The 21,490-nt window shown below is 68.1% G+C and carries 21 protein-coding genes and 1 tRNA gene; 12 read left to right on the top strand and 10 right to left on the bottom strand.

Annotated features, from left to right (window positions below; genetic code table 11):
* Positions 1-48: 48 nt before the first annotated feature.
* Genes ABV606_RS03660 through ABV606_RS03645 form a run of 4 tightly spaced genes read right to left on the bottom strand, consistent with a single transcriptional unit; the run spans position 49 to position 4,418 of the window.
* On the bottom strand, positions 49-1,020 hold the full coding sequence (locus ABV606_RS03660; RefSeq protein ID WP_353988387.1) for an AAA family ATPase: 972 nt from the start codon (positions 1,018-1,020) through the stop codon (positions 49-51).
* A complete protein-coding gene (locus ABV606_RS03655) occupies positions 1,013-2,344 on the bottom strand; it encodes a DUF4350 domain-containing protein (RefSeq protein WP_353988386.1) in 1,332 nt (443 codons plus the stop codon). The genes ABV606_RS03660 and ABV606_RS03655 overlap by 8 nt, the downstream gene beginning before the upstream one ends.
* On the bottom strand, positions 2,341-2,976 hold the full coding sequence (locus ABV606_RS03650; RefSeq protein WP_353988385.1) for a DUF4129 domain-containing protein: 636 nt from the start codon (positions 2,974-2,976) through the stop codon (positions 2,341-2,343). The genes ABV606_RS03655 and ABV606_RS03650 overlap by 4 nt, the downstream gene beginning before the upstream one ends.
* Positions 2,976-4,418, bottom strand: a complete 1,443-nt coding sequence (locus ABV606_RS03645; RefSeq protein ID WP_353988384.1) for a hypothetical protein — start codon at positions 4,416-4,418, stop codon at positions 2,976-2,978. Before ABV606_RS03645 ends, ABV606_RS03650 begins: the two co-directional genes overlap by 1 nt.
* A 126-nt stretch (positions 4,419-4,544) precedes the next feature.
* Here ABV606_RS03645 and mtrA point away from each other — a divergent pair, with 126 nt between their 5' ends.
* The 6 genes from mtrA (at position 4,545) to secA (ending at position 13,271) form a co-directional block, all read left to right on the top strand.
* Positions 4,545-5,225: an MtrAB system response regulator MtrA gene (mtrA, locus tag ABV606_RS03640; RefSeq protein WP_281489232.1), complete on the top strand. Its 681-nt coding sequence runs from the start codon at positions 4,545-4,547 to the stop codon at positions 5,223-5,225.
* 4 nt (positions 5,226-5,229) lie between these two features.
* The gene (gene mtrB, locus ABV606_RS03635; RefSeq protein ID WP_353988383.1) at positions 5,230-6,963 is read left to right on the top strand and encodes an MtrAB system histidine kinase MtrB; all 1,734 of its coding nucleotides are present in this window, start codon (positions 5,230-5,232) and stop codon (positions 6,961-6,963) included.
* Positions 6,960-8,648 (top strand): GerMN domain-containing protein, encoded by a 1,689-nt coding sequence (locus ABV606_RS03630; RefSeq protein WP_353988382.1) that lies wholly within the window; start codon positions 6,960-6,962, stop codon positions 8,646-8,648. Before mtrB ends, ABV606_RS03630 begins: the two co-directional genes overlap by 4 nt.
* Before the next feature lie 126 nt (positions 8,649-8,774).
* Positions 8,775-9,563, top strand: a complete 789-nt coding sequence (locus ABV606_RS03625) for a ComF family protein (RefSeq protein WP_353988381.1) — start codon at positions 8,775-8,777, stop codon at positions 9,561-9,563.
* A 49-nt stretch (positions 9,564-9,612) separates the two neighbouring features.
* The gene (hpf, locus tag ABV606_RS03620; RefSeq protein WP_281489236.1) at positions 9,613-10,281 is read left to right on the top strand and encodes a ribosome hibernation-promoting factor, HPF/YfiA family; all 669 of its coding nucleotides are present in this window, start codon (positions 9,613-9,615) and stop codon (positions 10,279-10,281) included.
* Positions 10,282-10,451: 170 nt separating this feature from the next.
* Entirely contained in the window at positions 10,452-13,271 is a 2,820-nt protein-coding gene (secA, locus tag ABV606_RS03615) for a preprotein translocase subunit SecA (protein WP_353988380.1), read from the top strand.
* 56 nt (positions 13,272-13,327) lie between these two features.
* On the opposite strand, the gene ABV606_RS03610 is transcribed toward secA, so the two are convergent.
* Entirely contained in the window at positions 13,328-13,783 is a 456-nt protein-coding gene (locus tag ABV606_RS03610) for an Rv3235 family protein (RefSeq protein ID WP_353988379.1), read from the bottom strand.
* A 143-nt stretch (positions 13,784-13,926) separates the two neighbouring features.
* On the opposite strand from ABV606_RS03610, the gene ABV606_RS03605 reads away from it, so the two are divergent.
* On the top strand, positions 13,927-14,520 hold the full coding sequence (locus ABV606_RS03605; protein ID WP_353988378.1) for a hypothetical protein: 594 nt from the start codon (positions 13,927-13,929) through the stop codon (positions 14,518-14,520).
* On the opposite strand, the gene ABV606_RS03600 is transcribed toward ABV606_RS03605, so the two are convergent.
* Positions 14,496-14,777, bottom strand: coding sequence for a helix-turn-helix domain-containing protein (locus tag ABV606_RS03600; RefSeq protein WP_353988377.1), 282 nt, complete (start codon positions 14,775-14,777; stop codon positions 14,496-14,498). The two genes, ABV606_RS03605 and ABV606_RS03600, sit on opposite strands and share 25 nt — an antisense overlap.
* Positions 14,778-14,890: 113 nt before the next feature.
* Here ABV606_RS03600 and ABV606_RS03595 point away from each other — a divergent pair, with 113 nt between their 5' ends.
* From ABV606_RS03595 to ABV606_RS03585, 3 genes are read left to right on the top strand one after another with little or no spacing between them, the layout of a single operon-like run.
* Positions 14,891-15,526 (top strand): hypothetical protein, encoded by a 636-nt coding sequence (locus ABV606_RS03595; RefSeq protein WP_353988376.1) that lies wholly within the window; start codon positions 14,891-14,893, stop codon positions 15,524-15,526.
* 17 nt (positions 15,527-15,543) lie between these two features.
* Positions 15,544-16,524 (top strand): AAA family ATPase, encoded by a 981-nt coding sequence (locus ABV606_RS03590; protein WP_353988375.1) that lies wholly within the window; start codon positions 15,544-15,546, stop codon positions 16,522-16,524.
* A 51-nt stretch (positions 16,525-16,575) separates the two neighbouring features.
* Positions 16,576-18,066, top strand: a complete 1,491-nt coding sequence (locus tag ABV606_RS03585; protein WP_353988374.1) for a sensor histidine kinase — start codon at positions 16,576-16,578, stop codon at positions 18,064-18,066.
* Positions 18,067-18,200: 134 nt separating this feature from the next.
* Here ABV606_RS03585 and ABV606_RS03580 read toward each other — a convergent pair whose 3' ends face one another.
* Positions 18,201-18,449, bottom strand: a complete 249-nt coding sequence (locus ABV606_RS03580) for a WhiB family transcriptional regulator (protein WP_281489244.1) — start codon at positions 18,447-18,449, stop codon at positions 18,201-18,203.
* Positions 18,450-18,620: 171 nt separating this feature from the next.
* Here ABV606_RS03580 and ABV606_RS03575 point away from each other — a divergent pair, with 171 nt between their 5' ends.
* Positions 18,621-19,088, top strand: a complete 468-nt coding sequence (locus tag ABV606_RS03575; RefSeq protein WP_353988373.1) for a hypothetical protein — start codon at positions 18,621-18,623, stop codon at positions 19,086-19,088.
* Between the two features lie 18 nt (positions 19,089-19,106).
* Here ABV606_RS03575 and bcp read toward each other — a convergent pair whose 3' ends face one another.
* Positions 19,107-19,586, bottom strand: coding sequence for a thioredoxin-dependent thiol peroxidase (bcp, locus tag ABV606_RS03570; protein ID WP_353988372.1), 480 nt, complete (start codon positions 19,584-19,586; stop codon positions 19,107-19,109).
* 153 nt (positions 19,587-19,739) lie between these two features.
* Between bcp and ABV606_RS03565 the strand changes: the two genes are divergently transcribed.
* Positions 19,740-19,815 (top strand) — tRNA-Lys (locus ABV606_RS03565).
* 50 nt (positions 19,816-19,865) lie between these two features.
* Here ABV606_RS03565 and ABV606_RS03560 read toward each other — a convergent pair.
* Both ABV606_RS03560 and ABV606_RS03555 read right to left on the bottom strand, forming a co-directional pair.
* Positions 19,866-20,006 carry a hypothetical protein gene (locus tag ABV606_RS03560; RefSeq protein ID WP_353988371.1) on the bottom strand — a complete coding sequence of 47 codons (141 nt, stop codon included), beginning with the start codon at positions 20,004-20,006 and terminating at the stop codon, positions 19,866-19,868.
* Between the two features lie 235 nt (positions 20,007-20,241).
* Entirely contained in the window at positions 20,242-21,222 is a 981-nt protein-coding gene (locus ABV606_RS03555; RefSeq protein ID WP_353988370.1) for an isopenicillin N synthase family dioxygenase, read from the bottom strand.
* Between the last annotated feature and the right edge of the window lie 268 nt (positions 21,223-21,490).

Genomic DNA, 21,490 nt, shown 5'->3' with positions numbered 1-21,490 from the left:
CACCCCCGCGAGGCGTTGGCGTGAGAAGCGCCTCGGCATCCGTCGTCATCAGATGGGCACCTGCACCTGCTGCATGATCGAGCGCAGGATGCTGTCGGCTGAAACGCCCTCGAGCTCTGCCTCCGGCCGCAACTGAAGCCGGTGCCGCAGCACGGGGAGCGCCATGGCCTGCACGTGATCGGGCGTGATCGCATCGAATCCCTGCAGCCAGGCCCAGGCTTTCGAAGCCGCGAGCAACGCGGTCGTGCCGCGCGGACTCACTCCGAGCTTGACCGAGGGCGACTGGCGGGTCGCCCTCGCGAGGTCGACCGCGTATGCCAGCACATCGCCGCTGGCTGCCACGCGAGCGACCGAAGCGCGGGCGGCGATGAGCTCCTCAGCGCCCAGCACCGGCTGCACTCCGGCCGCGACGAGGTCGCGCGGGTTGAAGCCGGAGGAGTGCCGCACCAGCACCTCGACCTCGGCATCGCGTGCCGGCAGGTCGAGCACGAGTTTCAGAAGGAAGCGGTCGAGCTGGGCCTCGGGCAGGGTGTATGTGCCCTCGTACTCGACCGGGTTCTGGGTGGCCGCGACCATGAACGGCACGGGCAGTCTGCGAGTGCGGCCGTCGACAGAGACCTGGCGCTCCTCCATGGCCTCCAGCAACGCCGACTGCGTCTTCGGTGGTGTGCGGTTGATCTCGTCGGCGAGCAGGATGTTGGTGAACACCGGCCCTTCACGGAACTCGAACTCGCCCGATTTCGCGTCATACACCAGCGACCCCGTCACATCGCCCGGCATGAGGTCGGGCGTGAACTGCACACGCTTGGTGTCGAGGTGCATGGTGTGGCTGAGCGTGCGCACGAGCAGCGTCTTCGCGACACCGGGGACTCCCTCGAGCAGCACGTGTCCATCGGCGAGCAGCGCGATGATGAGCCCGGTGACGGCGCCGTCCTGGCCGACCACGGCTTTCGACACCTCCGCGCGCACGCGGCTGAATGCCGAACGGAGCTCGTGGTCGCGATCAGTGGGTTCAGCCATGGTCGGGGGTGTTCCTTTCATCGGGAGCGTGGCGCTCATTGAACGAGCCATCATTCCGGGCGTTGCGGCGAGCCTTGCCGGTCGGGGAAGTGGATGCGCCGGATGACCGCACGACGGGGGAGCCACGGCCGGATGCCGTGCTCCCGCGTTCCGCGCGGGGTCCGCCGAGCGCGCGCTCGACAGCATCCTCGAGGCTCAGCAGTTCGTCGGAGAGCCGCACGAGCTCGGCGTCGTTTCTCGGCTCGCTGTCGACGAGCGCTGCGCGCACCTGCGCGGTCGGCCGGCCGGCGATGGCGGCGACCGCTGCGGCGGCCTCGTCGACGCCCGCGGTGCGGGGGAGCCCGCAACTGCGCGCGAGCCGGTCGATGGTGGCGATGCGCAGCGAGTCGATGGCGTGCAGCCGGGCGCCGTTCCGCTCGTAGAGCCGAGCACGTCCCTCCGTCACTTCGCCGGAGGGAACGACGACCGGCAGTTGCTCGACCACGAGCGGACCCAGTCGTCGGCCCCGCCAGAACGCGGCAGCGATTCCGACCGCGAGGAGGGCGATCGAGATGACCGACACCCAGTGCGGCAGGTAGGCGGTGATGGGTGCATCGGATGCCGGGAGGTCGGCGGGACCGGGCACGTACCAGACCAGTGTCGGCCGCTCGCCGAACAGCGTCAGTGCGAGGGCCGCGTTTCCTTCGGCCGCAATGAGCTCGTTCGTCAACGCCGCCGTCGCCCCGAGGACCGTGACGCTGCGATCACGCTCGGCCAGCTCGATGAGGGAGAAGATGTCGTCGCCGCTGCCGAAGCACGCAGTCGCGTTCGCATCGGCGTCGATCACGCGGTACCCCTGGCCGTCGCCGGTGATGGTGCCGGCATTGACAGCCGCCCGCAGCGAGCATTCGGCGTCGAGTGCGCCGTCGACCGAACCGGCGAGCGCAAGTGCGGGCGCCAGGGCGTCGAGCGCGGCGAAATCGGGCTCGAGCAGCACCAGGCGATCACCAAGCTGGGCGAGCTCCTGCAGACGGTCGCCCTCGAGGATGCCGCGCACGTCGTGGACGAGCAGTGTCGACCCGCCGGAGCGGCTGCCGTCGAGGGTGTCGCGCACCTCGGCGAGCGACTCCGCTTCGACGACCTCGATGCCGTTGTCCCTCAGCACCTCGGTCACGGCACGGGCGCCGGCCGGAGCGGCGCTCGAGGGAGCGAGGCGCTCGCTCTCGGCGCTCGAGCCGGCCATCGCCATCATCAGCAGCCCGATCAGGACCACGAAGGTCGCCGCAGCGACCCAGAACACCGTTCGCCGCGCGACTGTGCGGGCGGCTGGAGTGAGCACCGTCATGCGGGCAGCACCTCGCTCGCGCGGCGCTGACGCAGTCGCGTGTCGAGGGCCGTCATCCGCTCATAGGTCTCGCGAGTGCCCGGCTCGCCGAGATACCGCACCCGGTCGAAGGCTGAGGCGGCCGCTGCCAGTTCGTCCCGCTCATCGACGAACACCGCGCTCGCCCGGCGTGCGAATTCGGTGGCTGTGGTGCCGGGGAGCACCTGCACGAGCGTGCGTTCCACGAGACCGCGCGCAATCGCGCGGAATGATTCCGCGATGGCTTCGTCCCAGCGCTCTGCGCTCGCGGCGAGCTGGGCGGCGCGGCGCAGCTCTGCGGCATCCCGCGTGTCGTCGTCGCCGAAGAGCTCGATGGTCGCGGCGCTGCGCTTGTTGAGGCGTGGCAAGCCGTACACGAGGAACGCGACGAGAAGGCCGATGGCGATCAGGCCGCCGATCACGGCGAGAGCCAGAACGGGCGGCCCCTCACCCCCGCCGAGTTCGAGCGACGTGAGCCACTCCCAGAACGCTTGCGACAGCCGGTCCCACCAAGTCGGCTGTGCGGCCTGGTACGCCGGGTCGGCGAGTTCGCGCAGCACCCACTCGCGCGCTTCATCTGCGCTCGGGTCGAGCGGCGCCTCGGTGAGCCTCATCACGCCTGAGCTGACCAGCCCGGCTCGGCTCCCCGCGCCGTCGAACCTGGCAGCAGAGGGTCGCGCGCGTCGGCCCCTGGCTGGTGGCGCGCCTCGACGAACCGCTGCAGCTCGAGATCGAGACCTTCCTTGCGCATGCGCAGGTCGATGTAGATCAGGCTCGCGGTCGCCGCCTGCACCACCAGGGCCACGGCGGCGACGACGAGCGACACGGCAATGAGCAGCAGGTACACCACGAGCCCGGTAACGACTGCCGACGTCTCATTGTCATCGAGGGAGAAGAGCGGAGTCACCATGCCGAGCAGCAGGCTCATCGGTGTCGTCACGATCTGCGAGGCGACATTCAGGATGACGGCGACCAGCAGCAGGATGCCGAAGCTCCGCCAGAAATGCCCGGAGACGAGCGTCCACGAGCGGGCGACGGCCTCGCGCAGCGGGAGGCGTTCGATCATCAGCGCGCTCGGCACCAGGGCGAGCTTGGTGCCGAGCCAGGCACCGATGGCGAGCGCGCCGAGCACCGCGAAGATGCTCAGGACGACAGCGATGGCGATCCCGACCGCACCGCCCACCGCGAAGCCGAGGCCGACCACCGCGGCCACCACGATGCCGATCGCGATGAGCACGGCCAGCGTGACGAGCAGCGTCCAGCCCACCAGCGCCCCTAGCCGGCCGCGCGCCGATTGCCACAGCCCGCGGAACCGCAGCTTCTCACCGACGGCACCCCGCGCGACCTCGAGCGCGATGATGCCCTGCATGAGCCCGGCTGCGACCACCGAGAGCAGCAGGGGCACGACCGCCGACACCAGAATGGCGGCGACCCCGCCCGCGGCGACCGCATCGGCATCCGCGCCGCTCGCCATGCTGGTGCGCCAGACCACCAGCGCCGTCACCCCTCCCATCAACACGACGGTCAGCACGATGACGATCGCCTGCCACAGCAGGGAGACGCCGAACGTCGGCTTCGGGTTGCGCCGCAGCACCTGGAACGACGCTCCGAGAACGTCACCGAGCGAGAGCGGTCGCAACGGGATCAAGCCGGGCTTGGGCGGGGGCGTCCAGCCGGTGGCCTGCGGTGCCCCGTACGGCTGGCCGCCCGGTGCGCCATAGGCGGGCGCTCCATACGGCGGCGCGCCGTAGGCAGGCGGCACTTGTGCGCCATACGTAGGCGCGCTCCCGGTAGGGGAACCGTAGGGCTGCTCGCCCGGCGTGGGAGATCCGGAGCCCTCTGCGCGAGCGCCGTATCGAGGCGGGTCTTGGTTGAGCTGCTCGGAAGGCGTCGCCGGGCTCGTCGGCGCCGGGTTCGCCGACGCGGAATCGGCTGCCGCTGAGTTCTCGGGGCCGGTGCTCTCAGGCGCCTGCCACTGCTGGTCTTCGCTCACGAACCGCTGCCCCCGCATCTCATGAATCTCGAACGTGAAGACGCCGCGTTCCGGCTGTGTCACGCGACAGCGCGCTGCTCCGCTGCGACCCGCCGCGAGCACCGGGAATCCGCGGTTCTCTGGCCTTCGCCTTCATGGTTTCACACTCGGCTACGCTTGTGCGAAAACCTGGTCTCGAGGGAAGTTCTGATGAACGCGCGCATTCTGGTGGTCGACGACGACGTCGCGCTCGCCGAGATGATCGGCATCGTGCTGCGCACCGAGGGATTCGACCCGCAGTTCTCCTCTGACGGCGCCGCGGCCCTCGACGCGTTCCGCAGGTCCAAGCCCGACCTCGTGCTGCTCGACCTCATGCTGCCGGGGCTCGACGGCATCGAGGTATGCCGGCTCATCCGGGCCGAGAGCGGCGTGCCCATCATCATGCTCACCGCCAAGAGCGACACCACCGACGTGGTGAAAGGTCTTGAGAGCGGCGCCGACGACTACGTCGTGAAGCCCTTCAACCCCAAGGAACTGGTCGCGCGAATCCGCACGCGCCTGCGCCCGGCATCCGAGCCCAGTGCCGAACTGCTGCACATCGGAGACCTCACCCTCGACGTGCCTGGCCACGAGGTGCGTCGGGGCGACACCCGCATCAACCTCACCCCGCTCGAGTTCGAACTGCTGCTGGCGCTCGCGATGAAGCCCAACCAGGTGTTCACGCGCGAGATGCTGCTCGAGCAGGTGTGGGGATACCACTACAAGGCCGACACCCGGCTGGTGAACGTGCACGTGCAACGCCTGCGCGCGAAGATCGAGGAAGACCCCGACAACCCGCGCATCGTCACAACCGTGCGCGGCGTCGGCTACCGCGCCGGCAACGGCGACTGAGCTCATGGCCCGCTCACGACCGAGCGGTCTGCGGCCTTGGCTCGAGTGGCGAGCGCTGCGAGACCGTGCGGTGCAGTGGTGGCGCACCTCGCTGCAGTTCCGCACCGTCACCGTCACGGTGGCGCTCTCGACCGCTGCGGTGAGCGTGATCCTCGGAACCATGTCGTTGTCGATCGGCGTGAACCTCTTCGAGTCGCAGCGCGACCAGATCCTGCTGGAGTCCAGCCGGGCGGCGGCGCAGGTGCAGCAGATCTTCGACGGAGCCTCGGCCTCGGATCAGCTCACGACGAGTGAGCTCGACCTGCTGCGGAACGGCGCTCAGGCGGCGATCGCTCGCACCACGTCGAGCGCAAGCGGGACCCGGTTCGCGCTCGAACGCAGCCCCAGGCAGGCGGGCACGCTGAACAACATGCAGGGCGTCGCGAGCACGGATCTCGACATCCGCATCATCGGCAGCACGCTTCGGGATGCCGTCGCCGCATCCGACGATGCGCTCTACTACCAGTCCGTAGCCCTTCGAACGCCCGAGAGCGAGGTGCCCGGGCTCGTCGTCGGCGCCCCGATCGATGTGCCCACCGCCGGGCGCTACGAGCTGTACCTCGTGTACAACCTCGAGGGGGTGCAGCGCACCCTGACGTTCGCACAGCAGACGCTGCTCGTGGGCGGCATCGCGCTCGTCGCGATGATCGGCGCGATCGCGTTCGTGGTGGCGAGGTTCGTCGCGGGCCCGATCCGGCTCGTCGCCGAGACGAGTCGGAAGCTCGCCGCGGGCCAGCTGGAGGAACGCATCCCCGACCGTGGTGAGGATGACATCGCCACGCTGGCACGCTCGTTCAACGCGATGGCCGACAGCATGCAGTGGCAGATCACCCGGCTGGGGGAGCTGTCGCGTGTGCAGCAGCGTTTCGTCTCCGATGTGTCGCACGAGCTGCGCACGCCGCTCACGACCATCCGGCTCGCCGGCGATGTGCTCTTCGACGAGCGCGAGAGCTTCAGCCCGACCACTGCGCGTGCGGCGGAGCTCATGCATGCCCAGGTGCAGCGCTTCGAGCTGCTGCTGGCCGACCTCCTCGAGATGAGCCGCTTTGACGCGGGTGTGGCAAACCTCGATACCGAGCGCACCAATATCGTGCGCCTGGTCGAAGACGCTGTGGAGGCGGTACGACCCCTCGCGGACAGCAAGGGCTCAGCGGTTCGGGTGGTGCCCCTCGGCGGATATGTCGAACTGGATGTCGACCCGCGCCGCATCCGCCGCATCATGCAGAATCTGCTCGGCAATGCGATCGACCATGGTGAGGGCAGACCGATCATGGTCTACGTCGACAGCAATCAGCACGCGGTGGCGATCGCCGTGCGGGACTTCGGCATCGGCATGAGCGAGGAGCAGGTCGCGCGCGTGTTTGACCGCTTCTGGCGCGCCGATCCGTCGCGACAGCGCACCACGGGCGGCACCGGCCTCGGGCTCGCCATCGCACTGGAGGACGCCGCACTCCATGGCGGTGCGCTCGATGTGTGGTCGGAGCCCGAAGAGGGCACCTGCTTCAGGCTCACGCTGCCAAGGCGGAGCGACGTCGAGGTCGCCCTGGTGGAATCACCGCTCGATCTGCCGCCGCCCACCGATTCTGCGCTCGACGAAGTGCTCGAGCACGCCCTGCGGCAACGGGCCGAGGAGGAGCAGGATCAGCGACGGCACATCGCTCAGGCGCCGTCGCGCCCTGCGGGTGAGGAGTCCGAGTGAAGCGAAGGACACTGCGCCGCGTCGCGATCGCGGCATCCGTCATGGTCGTCGCAGCGACGCTGCTCACAGGGTGCGTGGCGATCCCCACCTCGAGCGGCGTGGTCGAGGGAGGCTCGATCGCCGAGGAAGACGCCCCCGCCTCGGTGCTGCTGCCGCAAGGGCCCGAAGCGGGCGCCGAACCGCTGGGCATCCTGCAGGGGTTCCTGCGCGCGGGCACCGGACCGCAGAGCGACTACTCCGTCGCTCGTGAGTTCCTCACCGATGAGTTCCGTGACCGATGGAACCCGAGGGCCGGCACAACGGTGGCCCAGCAGGGAGCCGAGAGCTTCATTGACGTGGGCGAGCGCGTGATCGAGTACCGGGTGGTGCCGCAGGCGACAGTCGATGCCTGGGGGCGCTACACCGAGAGCGAATCAACCGGGCCGCAGCTCATGCAGTTCACCTTCGAACGGGTGCGGGGGGAGTGGCGCATCAGCGACGCGCCCGACGGCACGGTGTTGACAGCGTCGGCGTTCCCGCTGATCTTCAAGCCCTATACGCTGCAGTTCTTCGACCCGACGTTCCGCTTCCTCGTGCCCGACGAGCGGTGGTTCCCCTCGACGGCGCTCTCATCGCTGAGTCGTCGGATCGCCGAGGCGCTCCTGGAAGGCCCATCGGAGTGGCTCGCCGCAGCGGTCGTGACAGAGTTCCCGAACGGCACCCGGCTCGGACCAGACGGCGTGCGCATCGAGTCGAATCGCGCGATCGTCGATCTCAGCGCCGAGGCGACCGAGGCGGATGCCGATCGACTGCAGCGCATGCATCAGCAGTTGCAGGCCAGCCTGGCGGACGTCACATCGGTCACCAGCGTCGCGCTCTCGGTCAACCAGACCGAGGTGGTGCTGCCCGAGATGAACGGTCAGCAGGCGGTCGCAGAGCCGGAGGTCGACCCCCGCTCGGTGGTCCTCACGGAAGACGGATTCGGATATCTGCAACAGGGAGAGCTCGCGCCGCTGCCGGGGCTCAGCGAGCAGGTGACGCAGTTGCGCCCCGACGCGATCAGCTTCTCGTCCGCGCTGGGGCTCGCCGCGGTGCGCACTCCGGCGGGTGTCTACGCTGTGCAGTCGGGAGGCTCGCGCCTCATCGACGAGCGGCCGGAGCTCGTCGCACCCGCGCTCGACAGTCTCGGGTTCGTCTGGTCAGCGCAGGCGCGCGACCCCTCGAGCCTGGTCGCGATCGGATCGGATGGGGTGCAGCACCCACTCGCCTCCCCGCTGCCTGCGCGGGGCGTGCTGCGAGGTATGGAAGTGGCTCGCGATGACACTCGCATGCTGTTCCTGTTCGAGATCGACGGACGGAGTCGGCTGCTGACCGGCGCGATCGTGCGCGATGGCGGTGTGCCGATCGCCATCGGCGCACTGAGACCGATCGTGACAAGTGAGACTTCGATCGTGTCGGCGACTTGGAGCGACCAGGTGCACATCGCAACGCTCGATCGGGCGGAAGCCGACTACCGGGTGACCTTGCACACGGTCGGTGGCATGAGCGAGCCCCTGGGCAGGATTCCGGGCGGCACGAGCATTGTCGGCGGCAACGGACCCGATGGGCTGCGGGTGCTGGGGCCGGAGGGTGTGGTGTACCAGGGCCGGGGCACGGGATGGCAGAGCACCTCAGTCACTGCACTGGTCCTCGCCCACCGTCGCTAAGCAGGGCTCGCCCAGCCAGACACGCGAAGTGCGGCGGGCCCCTCAACATGGCCGGCCCGGTCGCGGATGGAGGGCGATCCTCGCGGTCGCCAGTGGGGCATCGATCGCCGGACGGATGCTGGCTGAATGACGATCGCGTCCCTCCGTGAGACCGCGCTCGACGTGTTGCACATCGTCGCGCCGGTCGAGTGCGTGGGGTGCAGGAGACCGGGGCGAGGCGTGTGCGCGGAGTGCCGCGCGGCTCTCGTACCCCGACCGGTCGTGCGCTCCCTCGCCGACGGCACTCCCGTTGCGGCAGCGCTCCGCTACGAGGGAGTCGTCAGGCGCGCGCTGCTGGCGTTCAAGGAGCAGGGGCGAACGGATGCCGCCGGCCCCCTCGCTCTCGCCTTGCACGCCGCGGTGACCACGGTGGTCTGCACCGCCGCAGCTGACGCTGCCCACGCCTCCCTCGTCGACGGCCTCTCGACTGACACGCGCGCCGCGAGCGCCACGCCGCCGCTCGCGGCGGTACCCGTGCCGTCATCCCGCGCCGCATGGCGCCGCCGCGGCTACGAGCCCGCGGCGCTGCTGCTGCGGAGGGCCGGAGCGCGCCCGCTGAGGGCGCTGGTGAGCACGAGAGGCGGGGTGCAGAAGGGACTCTCGCTCGATGAACGCGCGTTGAATCGCACGGGGAGCATGCGCAGCATCCGCTCGCTCGCCGAACGTCGCGTCGTGGTCGTGGACGACGTGCTCACCACCGGCGCGACGCTGATGGATGCCTGCCGCGCGGTGCGCGAGGCGGGGGGCGAACCGATCGCTGCGGCCGTGCTCGCGTGGACGCCCCGGCGCATCGGATTGCCTGCTGCGGAAACGCCGAGCGCCGATGACAACCCACCCGCCCCGGACTACGGTGGCGTGAAAGGCGCGCGAACATGACCGCCTGGCCAGCCGGGCGGCCCGCGCACACTCGCTCAAGGAGGTCGCCGTGGACATCACCATCACCGGACGCAATCTCGACATCACGGACCGATTCCGTGACTATGCGACGGAGAAGGCCGAACGGGTGTCGAAGCTCGCCGACCGGCCGATCGCCTTCGAGATAAAGGTCACTAGGCACAGCGAACCGCGCGGCGCGCAGGGCAGCGACAAGGTGGAGCTCATGCTCGTCGGCCCGGGCCCGCTTGTGCGCGCGGAGTCGGCGGCATCCGACAAGTACGCAGCGTTCGACATCGCCCTCGACAAGCTGACCGAGCGCCTCCGCGGCGTGAAGGACCGCCGCAAGATCCACCGCGGCAACCACCGACCGGTCTCGCTCGCCGAAGCGGCGGCATCCGGCTTCAGTGGCGTGGGCATCCAGCCCGCCGACGCGGAGCTGATCGAGAAGGTCGCGACCGGCTCGACCCCGGTCGTCGGCGAGCAGCGTGATGAGGATGCCGCCGAGTCGCCAGTCGTGATCCGCCAGAAGGTGTTCCCGGCAACGCGGATGAGCGCCGAAGAGGCGGTCGACCACATGGAGCTCGTCGGGCACGACTTCTTCTTGTTCGTCGACGCGGAGAGCGATCGGCCGAGCGTCGTCTACCGGCGCAAGGGCTGGGCATACGGTGTCATCAGCCTGGGTGACGAGGAACCGGTGGCGCGCGCAGTCTCCTCGTGACCGTGTCCCGCGTCGTCGCGGGACGCCATCCGGATGCCCGGGTGGTAATGGGGCCAAGGATGCCGCTGGGTAGGCTTGCTACGATAACCCGCCGATGCCGGTGCGCTCGTTCGCGCCGGCACCGGTGAGGCGTGCAGCACTGCGCGCACGACGACCAATGGGAGCAGCCGGTGGCAAACCTTCTCGAGAAAGTCCTCCGTGTCGGCGAGGGCCGCACGCTGCGGCGGCTCAAGGCGTACGCGCAGGCGATCAACGAACTCGAAGAGGACTTCGAGGCGCTCACGGACGATGAGCTGCGCAATGAGACCGCTGAGCTGCGTCAGCGGTACGGCAATGGCGAGTCGCTCGACGATCTGCTGCCAGAAGCCTTTGCTGCCGTTCGTGAAGCGTCGAAGCGCACGCTCGGTCTGCGTCACTTCGATGTGCAGCTCATGGGTGGCGCGGCACTGCATCTGGGCAACATCGCCGAGATGAAGACCGGTGAGGGCAAGACCCTCGTCGCGACGACCGCCGCCTATCTCAACGCCATCGCTTCGCGCGGCGTGCACATCGTCACGGTCAACGACTACCTGGCGAGCTACCAGTCCGAGCTCATGGGCCGTGTGTTCCGGGCGCTCGGCATGACGACCGGCTGCATCCTGTCGGGCCAGACGCCCGAGGTGCGTCGCGAGCAGTACGCGTGCGACATCACCTATGGCACGAACAACGAGTTCGGCTTCGACTATCTGCGCGACAACATGGCCTGGCAGACGAGCGACATGGTGCAGCGCGGCCACTACTTCGCCATCGTCGACGAGGTCGACTCGATCCTGATCGACGAGGCCCGCACCCCGCTCATCATCTCCGGGCCCGCGTCAGGCGAGGCCAACCGATGGTTCACCGAGTTCGCGAACATCGCCAAGCGCATGACTCCGGGCGTCGACTTCGAGGTCGATGAGAAGAAGCGCACGGTCGGCGTGCTCGAACCGGGTATCGAGAAGGTCGAGGACTACCTCGGCATCGACAATCTGTACGAGTCCGCGAACACCCCGCTGATCTCGTTCCTCAACAACTCGATCAAGGCTCGCGCGCTCTTCAAGCGCGACAAGGACTACGTCGTGATGAACGGCGAGGTGCTCATCGTCGATGAGCACACGGGCCGCATCCTCGCCGGACGCCGGTACAACGAGGGCATCCACCAGGCGATCGAGGCCAAGGAAGGCGTCGCCGTCAAGGCCGAGAACCAGACGCTCGCGACGGTCACGCTGCAGAACTACTTCCGGCTCTACCAGAAGCTCTCCGGCATGACCGGAACCGCCGAGACCGAGGCGGCCGAGTTCATGTCGACCTACAAGCTCGGCGTGGTCCCGATCCCGACCAACAAGCCGATGCAGCGCATCGACCAGTCCGACCTCGTGTACAAGAACGAGCAGGCGAAGTTCACGCAGGTCGTCGAAGACATCGCGAAGCGGCATGAGAAGGGCCAGCCGGTGCTTGTCGGCACGACGAGTGTCGAGAAGAGCGAGTACCTCTCGCGGATGCTGGCGAAGCGCGGCGTGAAGCACGAGGTGCTGAACGCGAAGAACCACGCCCGTGAAGCCGCGATCATCGCGCAGGCAGGCCGCGCAGGAGCCGTCACGGTCGCCACCAATATGGCCGGTCGCGGTACCGACATCATGCTCGGCGGGAACGCGGAGTTCCTGGCCGTGCAGCGCATGCAGCAGAAGGGCCTCAGCCCCAGCGAGACCCCCGAGGAATACGAGGCGGAGTGGGACGCCGTCTTCGAGCAGGTCAAGGCCGAGGTCGCGAAGGAGGCCGAGAAGGTCATCGACGCCGGCGGCCTCTACGTGCTCGGCACCGAGCGCCATGAGTCGCGCCGCATCGACAACCAGCTTCGCGGACGCGCCGGTCGACAGGGCGACCCCGGCGAGAGCCGTTTCTACCTCTCGCTGCAAGACGACCTCATGCGCCTGTTCAACGCCGGTGCCGCCGAGGCGCTGATGGGCCGGAGCAGCGTCCCCGACGATCTCGCCATCGAGTCGAAGGTCGTCAGTCGGGCGATCCAGAGCGCACAGTCGCAGGTCGAGTCGCGGAACGCCGAGATCCGCAAGAACGTGCTCAAGTACGACGATGTGCTCAACCGTCAGCGCGAGGCGATCTACAGCGATCGCCGGCACATCCTCGAGGGCGATGACCTGCACGACCGGGTGCAGACCTTCATCGAGCAGGCGATCACCGAGATCGTCGAGCAGCATACGGCCGAGGGGCACAGTGACGATTGGGACCTCGAGACGTTGTGGACCGAGCTGAAGCAGCTCTACCCGATCTCGATCACGATCGACGAGGTGCTCACCGAGGCAGGGACCCGCGGCAAGCTGAGCGCCCAGTTCCTCGCGCAGGAGATCATCTCCGATGCGAAGATCGCGTATCAGCGTCGTGAGGAGAGCCTCTCCTCGGAGGCCATGCGAGAGCTCGAGCGCCGTGTGGTGCTGAGCGTTGTCGACCGCCGCTGGCGTGACCACCTCTATGAGATGGACTACCTCAAGGACGGCATCGGCCTCCGGGCCATGGCACAGCGCGACCCACTGGTCGAGTACCAGCGCGAGGGGTTCGCGCTCTTCCAGAACATGATGGGCCAGATCCGCGAGGAGAGCGTCGGCTTCCTGTTCAACCTCGAGGTGCAGGTCACGAGCGAGCACGGCGAAGCGCATGTCGCAGCGAAGGGGCTCGGCGTTCCGCAGACGCCCACCGAGCGGCTCAGCTACTCGGCCCCCAGCTCTGACAACACCAACGAGGTCGAAGTTCGGAACCAGCGCGGGCAAGTGCAAGCGGCTGAGACGCGTCGTCTCCAGCAGCAGGCCGCTGCGTTGCGGCGTGCGGCGGCGCAGGCCCAGCAGCCGGCGGCAGCGCCGACTCGCGGTGCGTTCGGGCAGGTCGAGCAGGATGCCGATGCGGCGCCTGCCGCGCCCCTGAACCGCGCCCAGCGTCGCGCCCAGGACAAGCGCCGCTGACTCCAGCCGGGCAGGGTCCCCTCGCAGGGTGGGCCCGGCTCGGGTTCAGGCCGCGGCTAGAGCACGTGGATGGCGGTGGCGCGCCACCGGCGATCCAGCCCCTCGAGGCGGATCGCGATGGCCCGCGCTCGAGCTCGGCCGTTTGCGATGACAACCGCTTCGACGATGCCGTCTGCCGGGTGCGTGATAATCGGCGCGCCCAGCGAGAACGCCGGTCTCGTGGGCACGATGCCCTTGGCCTGCCTCGCTCGCGAGGCGGTCACCACGCGCTTGAGCAGGTGCCGGTACACCTGGTCGGTGACCCAGCGCGCGACCTGTTCGAGATCCCGGGCCCCGGCGAGGATCTCGAGCACGCACCTGGCGAGATTCATCACCAGAGGCTCAGGATCGGGCAGTGCCGCCGTGACGGTGCGCTGGAAACCGAACCGGTCTTCGTCGCTCTGACGGACCGTGATCCGCCTCGTGGGCGCGACCGACGTCGCTGCAGCCGATTGAGAAGCGGCACCTGGCATGCTCTACCTCCGTCCGAGAGCGGCGCCCCTCCTCGGGCGCCCCGGCCTCGACCACATCAGTTGAGGATCTCTCGCGTCCAGAGTGTTCGTTACTTGTGGATAACTCAGCTTCCGTGGAGGAGTGCGGCGGCTAGCCTCGCCCGATGCGATGGCCCAATCTGTTCGACGATCTCGAAGCCCAATTCGCGGCGGAACACGGCCTCGAGCGTGCAGCGGTCGATGCCGAACGTGCGCGAGCCGCTCGAGCGCGGCAGACGCTGCTCGAGCGGGTCGCTCAGTTCGTGAGAGACGCCGGTGATGAAGCCACCGTCAATGTGACGGCGCGCGGGGTGCCAATGTCGCTCCGAGTGCTCGACGTCGGCCTGGATTGGATCTCAGGCGAAGAACAGGGGAGCGGTGGGAGCGCGCTCGGCGGGCATCGCGGCATGGCGATCGTGTCGGCATCCGCGATCGACGCCATCGAGTTCCTCGATCCTGCGAGCGCTCGACCGGTTCCGGGCGAGGCGTCGCCAGTGATCCGCCGACTCGGGATCGTCTCACCGCTCCGCGAGCTCGCGAGACGCCGGCGAACGGTACTGGTTCGCGCTGTCACCCTGGAGCGTGTCGGCACGATCGATGCAGTGGGCTCCGACTACTTGGAGCTCGCCGTGCATGAGCCAGGCGTTCCACCGCGTTCGGCTGCGGTTCGCCAGCGGCTCCTGGTTCCGGTCGCTCAGTTGGTCGTCGTGCGCGGGTAGTGGTCGAAGAGTTCGACCACGTCGGCGAGTTCGGCTTGCTGCCAGAGCGCCATGCGGCGAGTCTCCTCGTAGCGCCCTTCGATGAAGCGCTCGAGGCGGTCGTGCTCGATACGCCAGTGCCCGCCGACGCGAATGGCCGGGAGCTCGCCTGACTGCATCGCGTCGAAGACATCGTCCACCGGCACGTTGAGCACTTCCGCAGCATCCGTCGGCGTGAGGAAGCGCTCGCGGTCACGTGCGGAGTTCGAGGCAGTCATCCGTAGATTATGGATCCCCAGGCGCCGCCCCGCGGCGGGTGTGGATAACTCGCGCCACTGCGGGCCGGATGTCACGACGATGGCAGGGCCAAGTCCGATCCAGGGAGTCCGTCATGCCAGTGCCAGCCCCGCGCGGCGCCCGTTCGCGGTCCGCATTCGATGCTCGATTGCTCATCGGCATCGCGCTCATCGCAGCGTCGGTGGGTGGCGCGATGCTGCTCGGAGCCGCTTCGGATGACGTCAGACCGGCGCTCGCGGCATCCCGAACCCTGACGCCCGGTGAGACCGTCACCGCGGCCGATCTGATTGAGCGGCACGTTCGCCTCGGCGACGCGGAATCGCGATACCTGGTGCCCGCTGAGCTGCCGGAAGGCGGGGTGATCGTGACGAGGGCGGTCGATGCTGGCGAGCTCGTCCCGGTGTCCGCGATCGCCGATCGGCGAAGCACCCGCTACGGCGCAGTGGTGATCGGTGTCACGGGGAGACTGAGCGGAGGCATCCTTCCCGGCGCGACGGTCGATGTGTGGGCGGCGCAGCAGGCCGGAGGCGGTGACCACTTCGCGCCGACCGTGATCGTGGCCGCAGCGACGGTAGTCAGTGTGGAGGTCGACTCGAGCGGCATGGTGTCGGGGCGCACCACTGGTGTCGAGTTGCTCGTACCGCGCGAACGGCTCGCACTGCTTCTCGAGGCCATGGCCGATGGTGACGCGATCTCTCTCGTCCCCGTCGGCCTCCCTCTCGGGAGGTGAGTTCGTTGCTTCCTGACATGGCTGGAGCCGGGCCGTTCGAGCGCGGCTTCGTTGAGGGGCCTGACTCCGCCGTTCGGCATGAAGCACCGAGCGAACTCGCTTCCCACTCGCGCGCGGGGATCGTCGTCGCGGTCTGGGGCCCGACCGGAGCTCCCGGCCGCAGCACCGTCGCCATCAATGTGGCAGCCGAGTTGGCCGCGCGAGGAGCCGCCGTGACACTGGCCGACGCTGACACCTACGGCGGCTCGATCGCCACGATGCTCGGTCTGTTCGACGAATCGCCCGGCTTCGCAGCCAGCGGTCGGCTCATCGAGCGCGGCGAATACTCGCTCGCCGAGTTCGAGCGGCTCACGCAGAACGTGGCCGTGGGTGCGGGGTGGCTCAGAGTGCTCGGCGGCCTCAGCCGTGCGGATCGCTGGCCCGAGGTCGGCGCCGCACGGGTGTCGGGCCTGCTCGAGGTGCTGAAGGAATGGAACGACGCGATCGTGCTCGACGTCGGCTTCAACCTCGAGCGCGACGAAGAGATCTCCAGCGACATCGACGCCCCGCGTCGCAACGCCGCGACTCTCGCCTCGCTCTCGTCGGCTGATGTGGTGCTCGCGGTCGCATCTGCCGACCCGGTGGGGATTGCGAGATTCCTGCGCGAGCACCAGGAGCTGCGCCGCGTCGCCCCCGACGCGCGCGTGATCGTCGTGGTCAACCGTTTGCGCCGCGGGGCGATCGGCAGCGGCGCGGCACGGCAGATCTCAGAGGTGCTGCAGCGCTTCGGCGGCATCCGGGATCCCTGGTACCTTCCCTTCGATCTCGATGCGACGGATGCTGCGCTCTCCGCCGCCGGAACCCTCGCCGAGGCCGCCCCGCGCTCTGCGATCAGGGCTGCCATTCGCGAGCTCGTCGACGCGGAGTTCCCGGCCGCTGCCGCGCCCGATTCCGGAGCGCGGCGAGGGCGATCGGTGCGGCGCCGAGTAAGGAGCGAGGAGTCCCGCGCCGGGCACTAGCTGCGAGTCGCCCGCAGGAAAGGCGCGGGAACGAGCAGCTAGGCTCGAATCGTGTCGACCCTGAGCGATCTCGTCCAGGCCCAAGGGCTCTCGTCAACCGCAGACATCGAATGGCTGCACCTGCTCGTCGGGGATTGGCAATTGCTCGCAGATCTCGCCTTCGCCGACATCGTGCTCTGGGTGCCCACCGAGGACGGCAACTTCATCGCGGTGTCGCACGCTCGCCCCTCCAGCTCGGCCACCCTCTTCTACCGCGACTTCGTGGGTCAGCGCATCAAGTCGCAGTGGGTCGACAAGGTCACGAAGGCCTTCGAGACGGCGCAGATCGTCGACTCCGACAGCCCCGATTGGTACGAGGACATGCCCACGCGAGTGCGCGCAGTACCGGTCATGCGGCGTCTCGACCCCAGCGGCAAAGAGACCACGGAGCGGCCCATCGCCGTCATCACGCGCCACACCAACTTGAGCGAGGCGCGCACGCCGAGCCGCCAGGAACTCACCTTCAACGAGTGCGCGAACGACCTGTTCCGCATGATCTCGGTGGGAGACTTCCCCGATCTCGGGGCGCCCAAAGCGCCTCGCCGTGGCGCGCCGCGTGCCTCCGACGGGCTGATCCGGCTCGACGTCGACGGCATCGTCACCTTTGCCAGCCCCAATGGACTGTCGGCATTCAACCGCATGGGCTTCGAGGGCGAGCTCGAAGGCCGTTCTCTCGCCGAGGTGACGACGGAACTCCTGGCAGGCAAGCTCATCGTCGACGAGTCATTGCCGCTCGTCGTCACGGGCCGTGCGCCATGGCGCACCGATATCGAAGCGCGCGGCGTCACGGTCTCGCTGCGGGCGATCCCGATCCGTGATCAGGGGGAGCGGGTCGGGGCCATCGTGCTCTGCCGCGACGTCACCGAGGTGCGTCACCAGGAGCGCGAGCTGATCACCAAGGACGCCACGATCCGCGAGATCCATCACCGCGTGAAGAACAACCTGCAGACCGTTGCGTCTCTGCTGCGGATCCAGGCCCGACGCACGCACAGCGACGTCGCGCGCGAGGCGCTCGGGCAGGCGATGCGCCGTGTCGCGGCGATCGCAGTCGTGCACGACACCCTGTCGGAAGGGCTCAACCAATCAGTCGATTTCGACGTCGTGTTCGAGCGGATGCTGATGCTCGTCGCCGAGGTGGCGGCGAGCCACAACACCACGGTTCGGCCGAAGAAGACGGGCACTTTCGGCACGCTGCCGAGCGAGTACGCGACACCGCTCGCGCTCGCACTCACGGAGCTGGTGACGAACGCCGTCGAGCACGGACTCGCTGGCCGCGACGGCGAGGTCGAGACGATCGCCGTTCGCACGCACGACATGCTCGAGGTCAAGGTCCGAGACAACGGCGCTGGTCTTCCCGAGGGGAAGGTCGGCAGCGGACTCGGCACTCAGATCGTGCGCACGCTCATCCAGGGCGAGCTCAGCGGCACCATCGACTGGCACACGCTCGAGGGCGAGGGCACAGAGGTGACCATCGAAGTGCCGCTGCTCTACCTGCAGAAGTGAAGCGAGTGAACGTGCAGCACGGCGGCAAGAACGGCGGATGCCGCAAGACGGCGTTCGCGACACGCGCTGAGCGCAACGGCATCCGCGCACGGAAAAGGCCCGGAGCGTTCAGCTCCGGGCCTCATCGCGTCGAGTCAGGAAGCGCGGCGCGCGCGGGCGGCGCGACGCTTGAGCGCGCGGCGCTCGTCTTCACTGAGTCCACCCCAGACGCCGGAATCCTGGTTGGTCTCCAGGGCGTACTGCAGGCACATCTCGGTGACCGTGCATCGAGCGCAGACCGACTTGGCCTTCTCGATCTGGTCGACAGCCGGGCCGGTGTTGCCGACCGGGAAGAACAACTCCGGGTCGACTGTCAGACAGGCGGCTTTGTCACGCCAATCCATGAATACACACACTCCTTCAGTGGGCATTTCGAAGCGCACGCAAGAACAATGGGTCTGCGATGCAGTGATGAGACTTCGGTATGCACCCACCACAGTGTGGGCTCAGAACAACCTCAGATAGGTTCTCATAGCAGAATCGCCAAAATCAATAGTCTTCTTCGGGATTAACCTGTGAAATCTGCCCCGGCGTCACCGCTGCTCTACCTTCTCGTCACCGTTCTGTTCGCGGAAGCTGCTCTGCTGGCGGGGGCGACTGTCTTCCTGGTCGTCGAACTGCTGATCGATCGCCCCGAGTCGTACGCGAGCGCGATCGCATTGACGGTGCTCACGGGTGCTGCGGCCGCCTGGGTCACGAGCCTCGCGCTCGGTGCGCTTCGGCGACGGTCGTGGGTGCGAGGGCCGGCTCTGGTGTGGCAAGTGCTGCAGCTCGCTGTCGCGATCGGAAGCTTTCAGGGAGCCGACGCGCGGTTCGACATCGGCTGGGCGTTGCTGGTGCCTGCCCTGCTCGGGGCAGGGCTGCTCTTCACCAAGCCCGTGATCGCGGCCACCGCGCGTGCCTCGCTCGAGCCGGGTGCGCTGGGTGAGGGCGCGGATCCCGAGGCGGACTCGGAAGCGGACGGGCCAACGCCGCTGCGCTGACCTTGCCCTACCGGGCGATCAGCCCTCGTCGACGCTCAGCATCTTGCGCAGACGCGCAACGTGACCCGTCGCCCGCACGTTGTACAGGGCGTGCTCGATGCGGCCGTGCTCGTCGATCACGAATGTCGAGCGGTGCACGCCGTCGAACAGCTTCCCGTAGAGGTTCTTCGGGCCCCACACGTGGTAGGCGCGATGCACGCTGAGGTCTTCATCGCTCAGGAGCGGGTATTGCAGCGCATCGCGGTCCGCGAATCGGCGCTGCTTGTCGACGGCATCCTTCGATATGCCGACCACCGCGTACCCCGCGCGTTGCAGCGGCTCGAGGCTGTCGCGGAAATCACACGCCTGCTTGGTGCACCCCGGCGTCATCGCGGCAGGGTAGAAGAATGCGATCACTTTGCGGCCAGTGAAGTCTGCGAGCGACACAGGGGTGCCGTCCTGGTCGTTCAGTGTGAAAGCGGGTGCGGCGTCACCAGGGTTCAAGCGCGGTTCGGTCATTGCTCCTCGTTCTTCGGTCACTCCAGTCTACGAAGGAGCACCTTGGCGGCCGCCCTCGCTGATGCAGCCGTCCGCAGGGGGAGCCCTGCCCGATTCGCGTGCCGAGTCGCATGGGTGCTACAGTTGACCCTCGGTTCGCATGTTGCGAATCGAGCACCTCTAGCTCAATTGGCAGAGCAACTGACTCTTAATCAGTGGGTTCCGGGTTCGAGTCCCGGGGGGTGTACCACCGAGTGTTCGTGGCGACGACTTGATCGTCGCCTGTCGCTGTTCACCGTTCTAGGATTCACCGTCCTCGGAGCCGACGTCGTCGCCTTCCGCCTGTGAAGGGTGCCCCTTCTGCGGGAGTACCTCATGCTCGTCGGGGCGCTCTGGATCCTCGCCTTCGGCCTGACTCGGCTTGTTGTCCTGCCCATTCATTCGTTGCTCCTCTGGGGTATTCCGGCGGATGACGACTCCTGCGTTGACAACGGCGACACCCGGGTCGCCGGCCGCGCTGCAGCAGCGCGATGTCGCCACCGGAGCTCGTCGACATTCTGTGCCGAATCGAGGGATGATGCCCCGTTTCCCACGGGGTCTCAAGTGCGTCGAGTGGCGCTTCGGAGAGTCGTCATGGGCGGCCGTGCACGCGCCCATCGCCCGCTCCCGGCCGCTGCTACATCGTGGTGTGCTCGATGCTCTTCATCGTCTTCCCTGCCAGGTGAGGACCGGCCAGCACCGGCTCGTACTTGCCGGTGCCATCCGGGCCGAGGCAGGTGGGCAAGCACTCGACGAGCTGGCTGTAGTTCGCATTGAAGAAGAACGGCATCGTCTGACGCCTCGTGGACACCGTTGATCCAGCATCCGGGTTCACGACTCGGTGCAGCGTCGAGGTCCAGCGATCGTTCGTCCACCGGGCCATCAGGTCGCCGATGTTGATGACGTAGGCGCCTTCGACCGGGGCGACGTCGACCCAGTGCTCCGACTTGCCGTCATACGCCTGCAGCCCGCCTCTGCCAAGTTCCTGCCGAAGGATGGTGAGCGTGCCGTAGTCGGTGTGCGCACCGGCGCGCAACTGCCCCTCCTTGGGAGGTGCGGACTGCTCGGGGTAGTTGATCGCTCGCTGCGCGCTGGGGGAGCGGTCGACCTTGTCGTCGAAGAAGTCCGCCGGCAGATCGAGGCCCAGCGCGAAGATCGACATCAAGCGGGTGGCCAACGATCGCATCTCGCGCATGTAGCCCTCCCACGCGCCCTGCAGGTCCGGCAGCGCTGAGGGCCAGCGCGCAGGAGCGAAGAGTCCGCGTTCGGTGTCATCAGCGAATGGGTGACCGCCGTGGGGCGTGGCCGCGACGTTCAGCGATTCCTTGAGGTCGCCAGGGGCCGCCTCATCAAGCGACGCGGCGAGCGATTCGGTCGCGACCGGGAAGTACCCGTACGACCCGCCCGGCTCGCGCTCGATCTCCAACTTGTCGGAGAGGGGCAGATCGAAGAACGCCCGGGTGAGCTGCCAGCAGCGCTCGCTGATGTCGGGATCCACGCCGTGATTGGTGATCTGGAAGAAGCCCACCGTGCGCAGCGTCTCGTCGATCTCTTTCCCCACCGTGCGGGGGTCACGATCGATGTCGATCACCGGAATATCGAGCGTGGCGCTGGGCATAGGGGCTCCCTTCGTGGCGGCGCGTCAAGCGTCGGCAGCAAGCGATGACGCGAGAGACGGATTGGACCCGACAGTAGGGGTGCCGCAGAGAAGGGTCAAGCATCCCGCCGCGAGCATCCCCGGTACGGAAGACGCGACCGCCGAAGAAAGGAGGGCGCTGTGACGGATGCCGGTGTCTAGCCCCGCGAAGGGCACTTCAGCCGGGTCGAGACTGCCTGGTCGGCGCTCCGCGACATGGTGTGCTCCGCCATGGGGTTGCCGCACAGGG

It is taken from the genome of Ruicaihuangia caeni (assembly GCF_040536845.1).
GTDB classification, from domain to species: domain Bacteria; phylum Actinomycetota; class Actinomycetes; order Actinomycetales; family Microbacteriaceae; genus Ruicaihuangia; species Ruicaihuangia caeni.
This window is presented reverse-complemented; position numbering and strand designations above follow the sequence as displayed.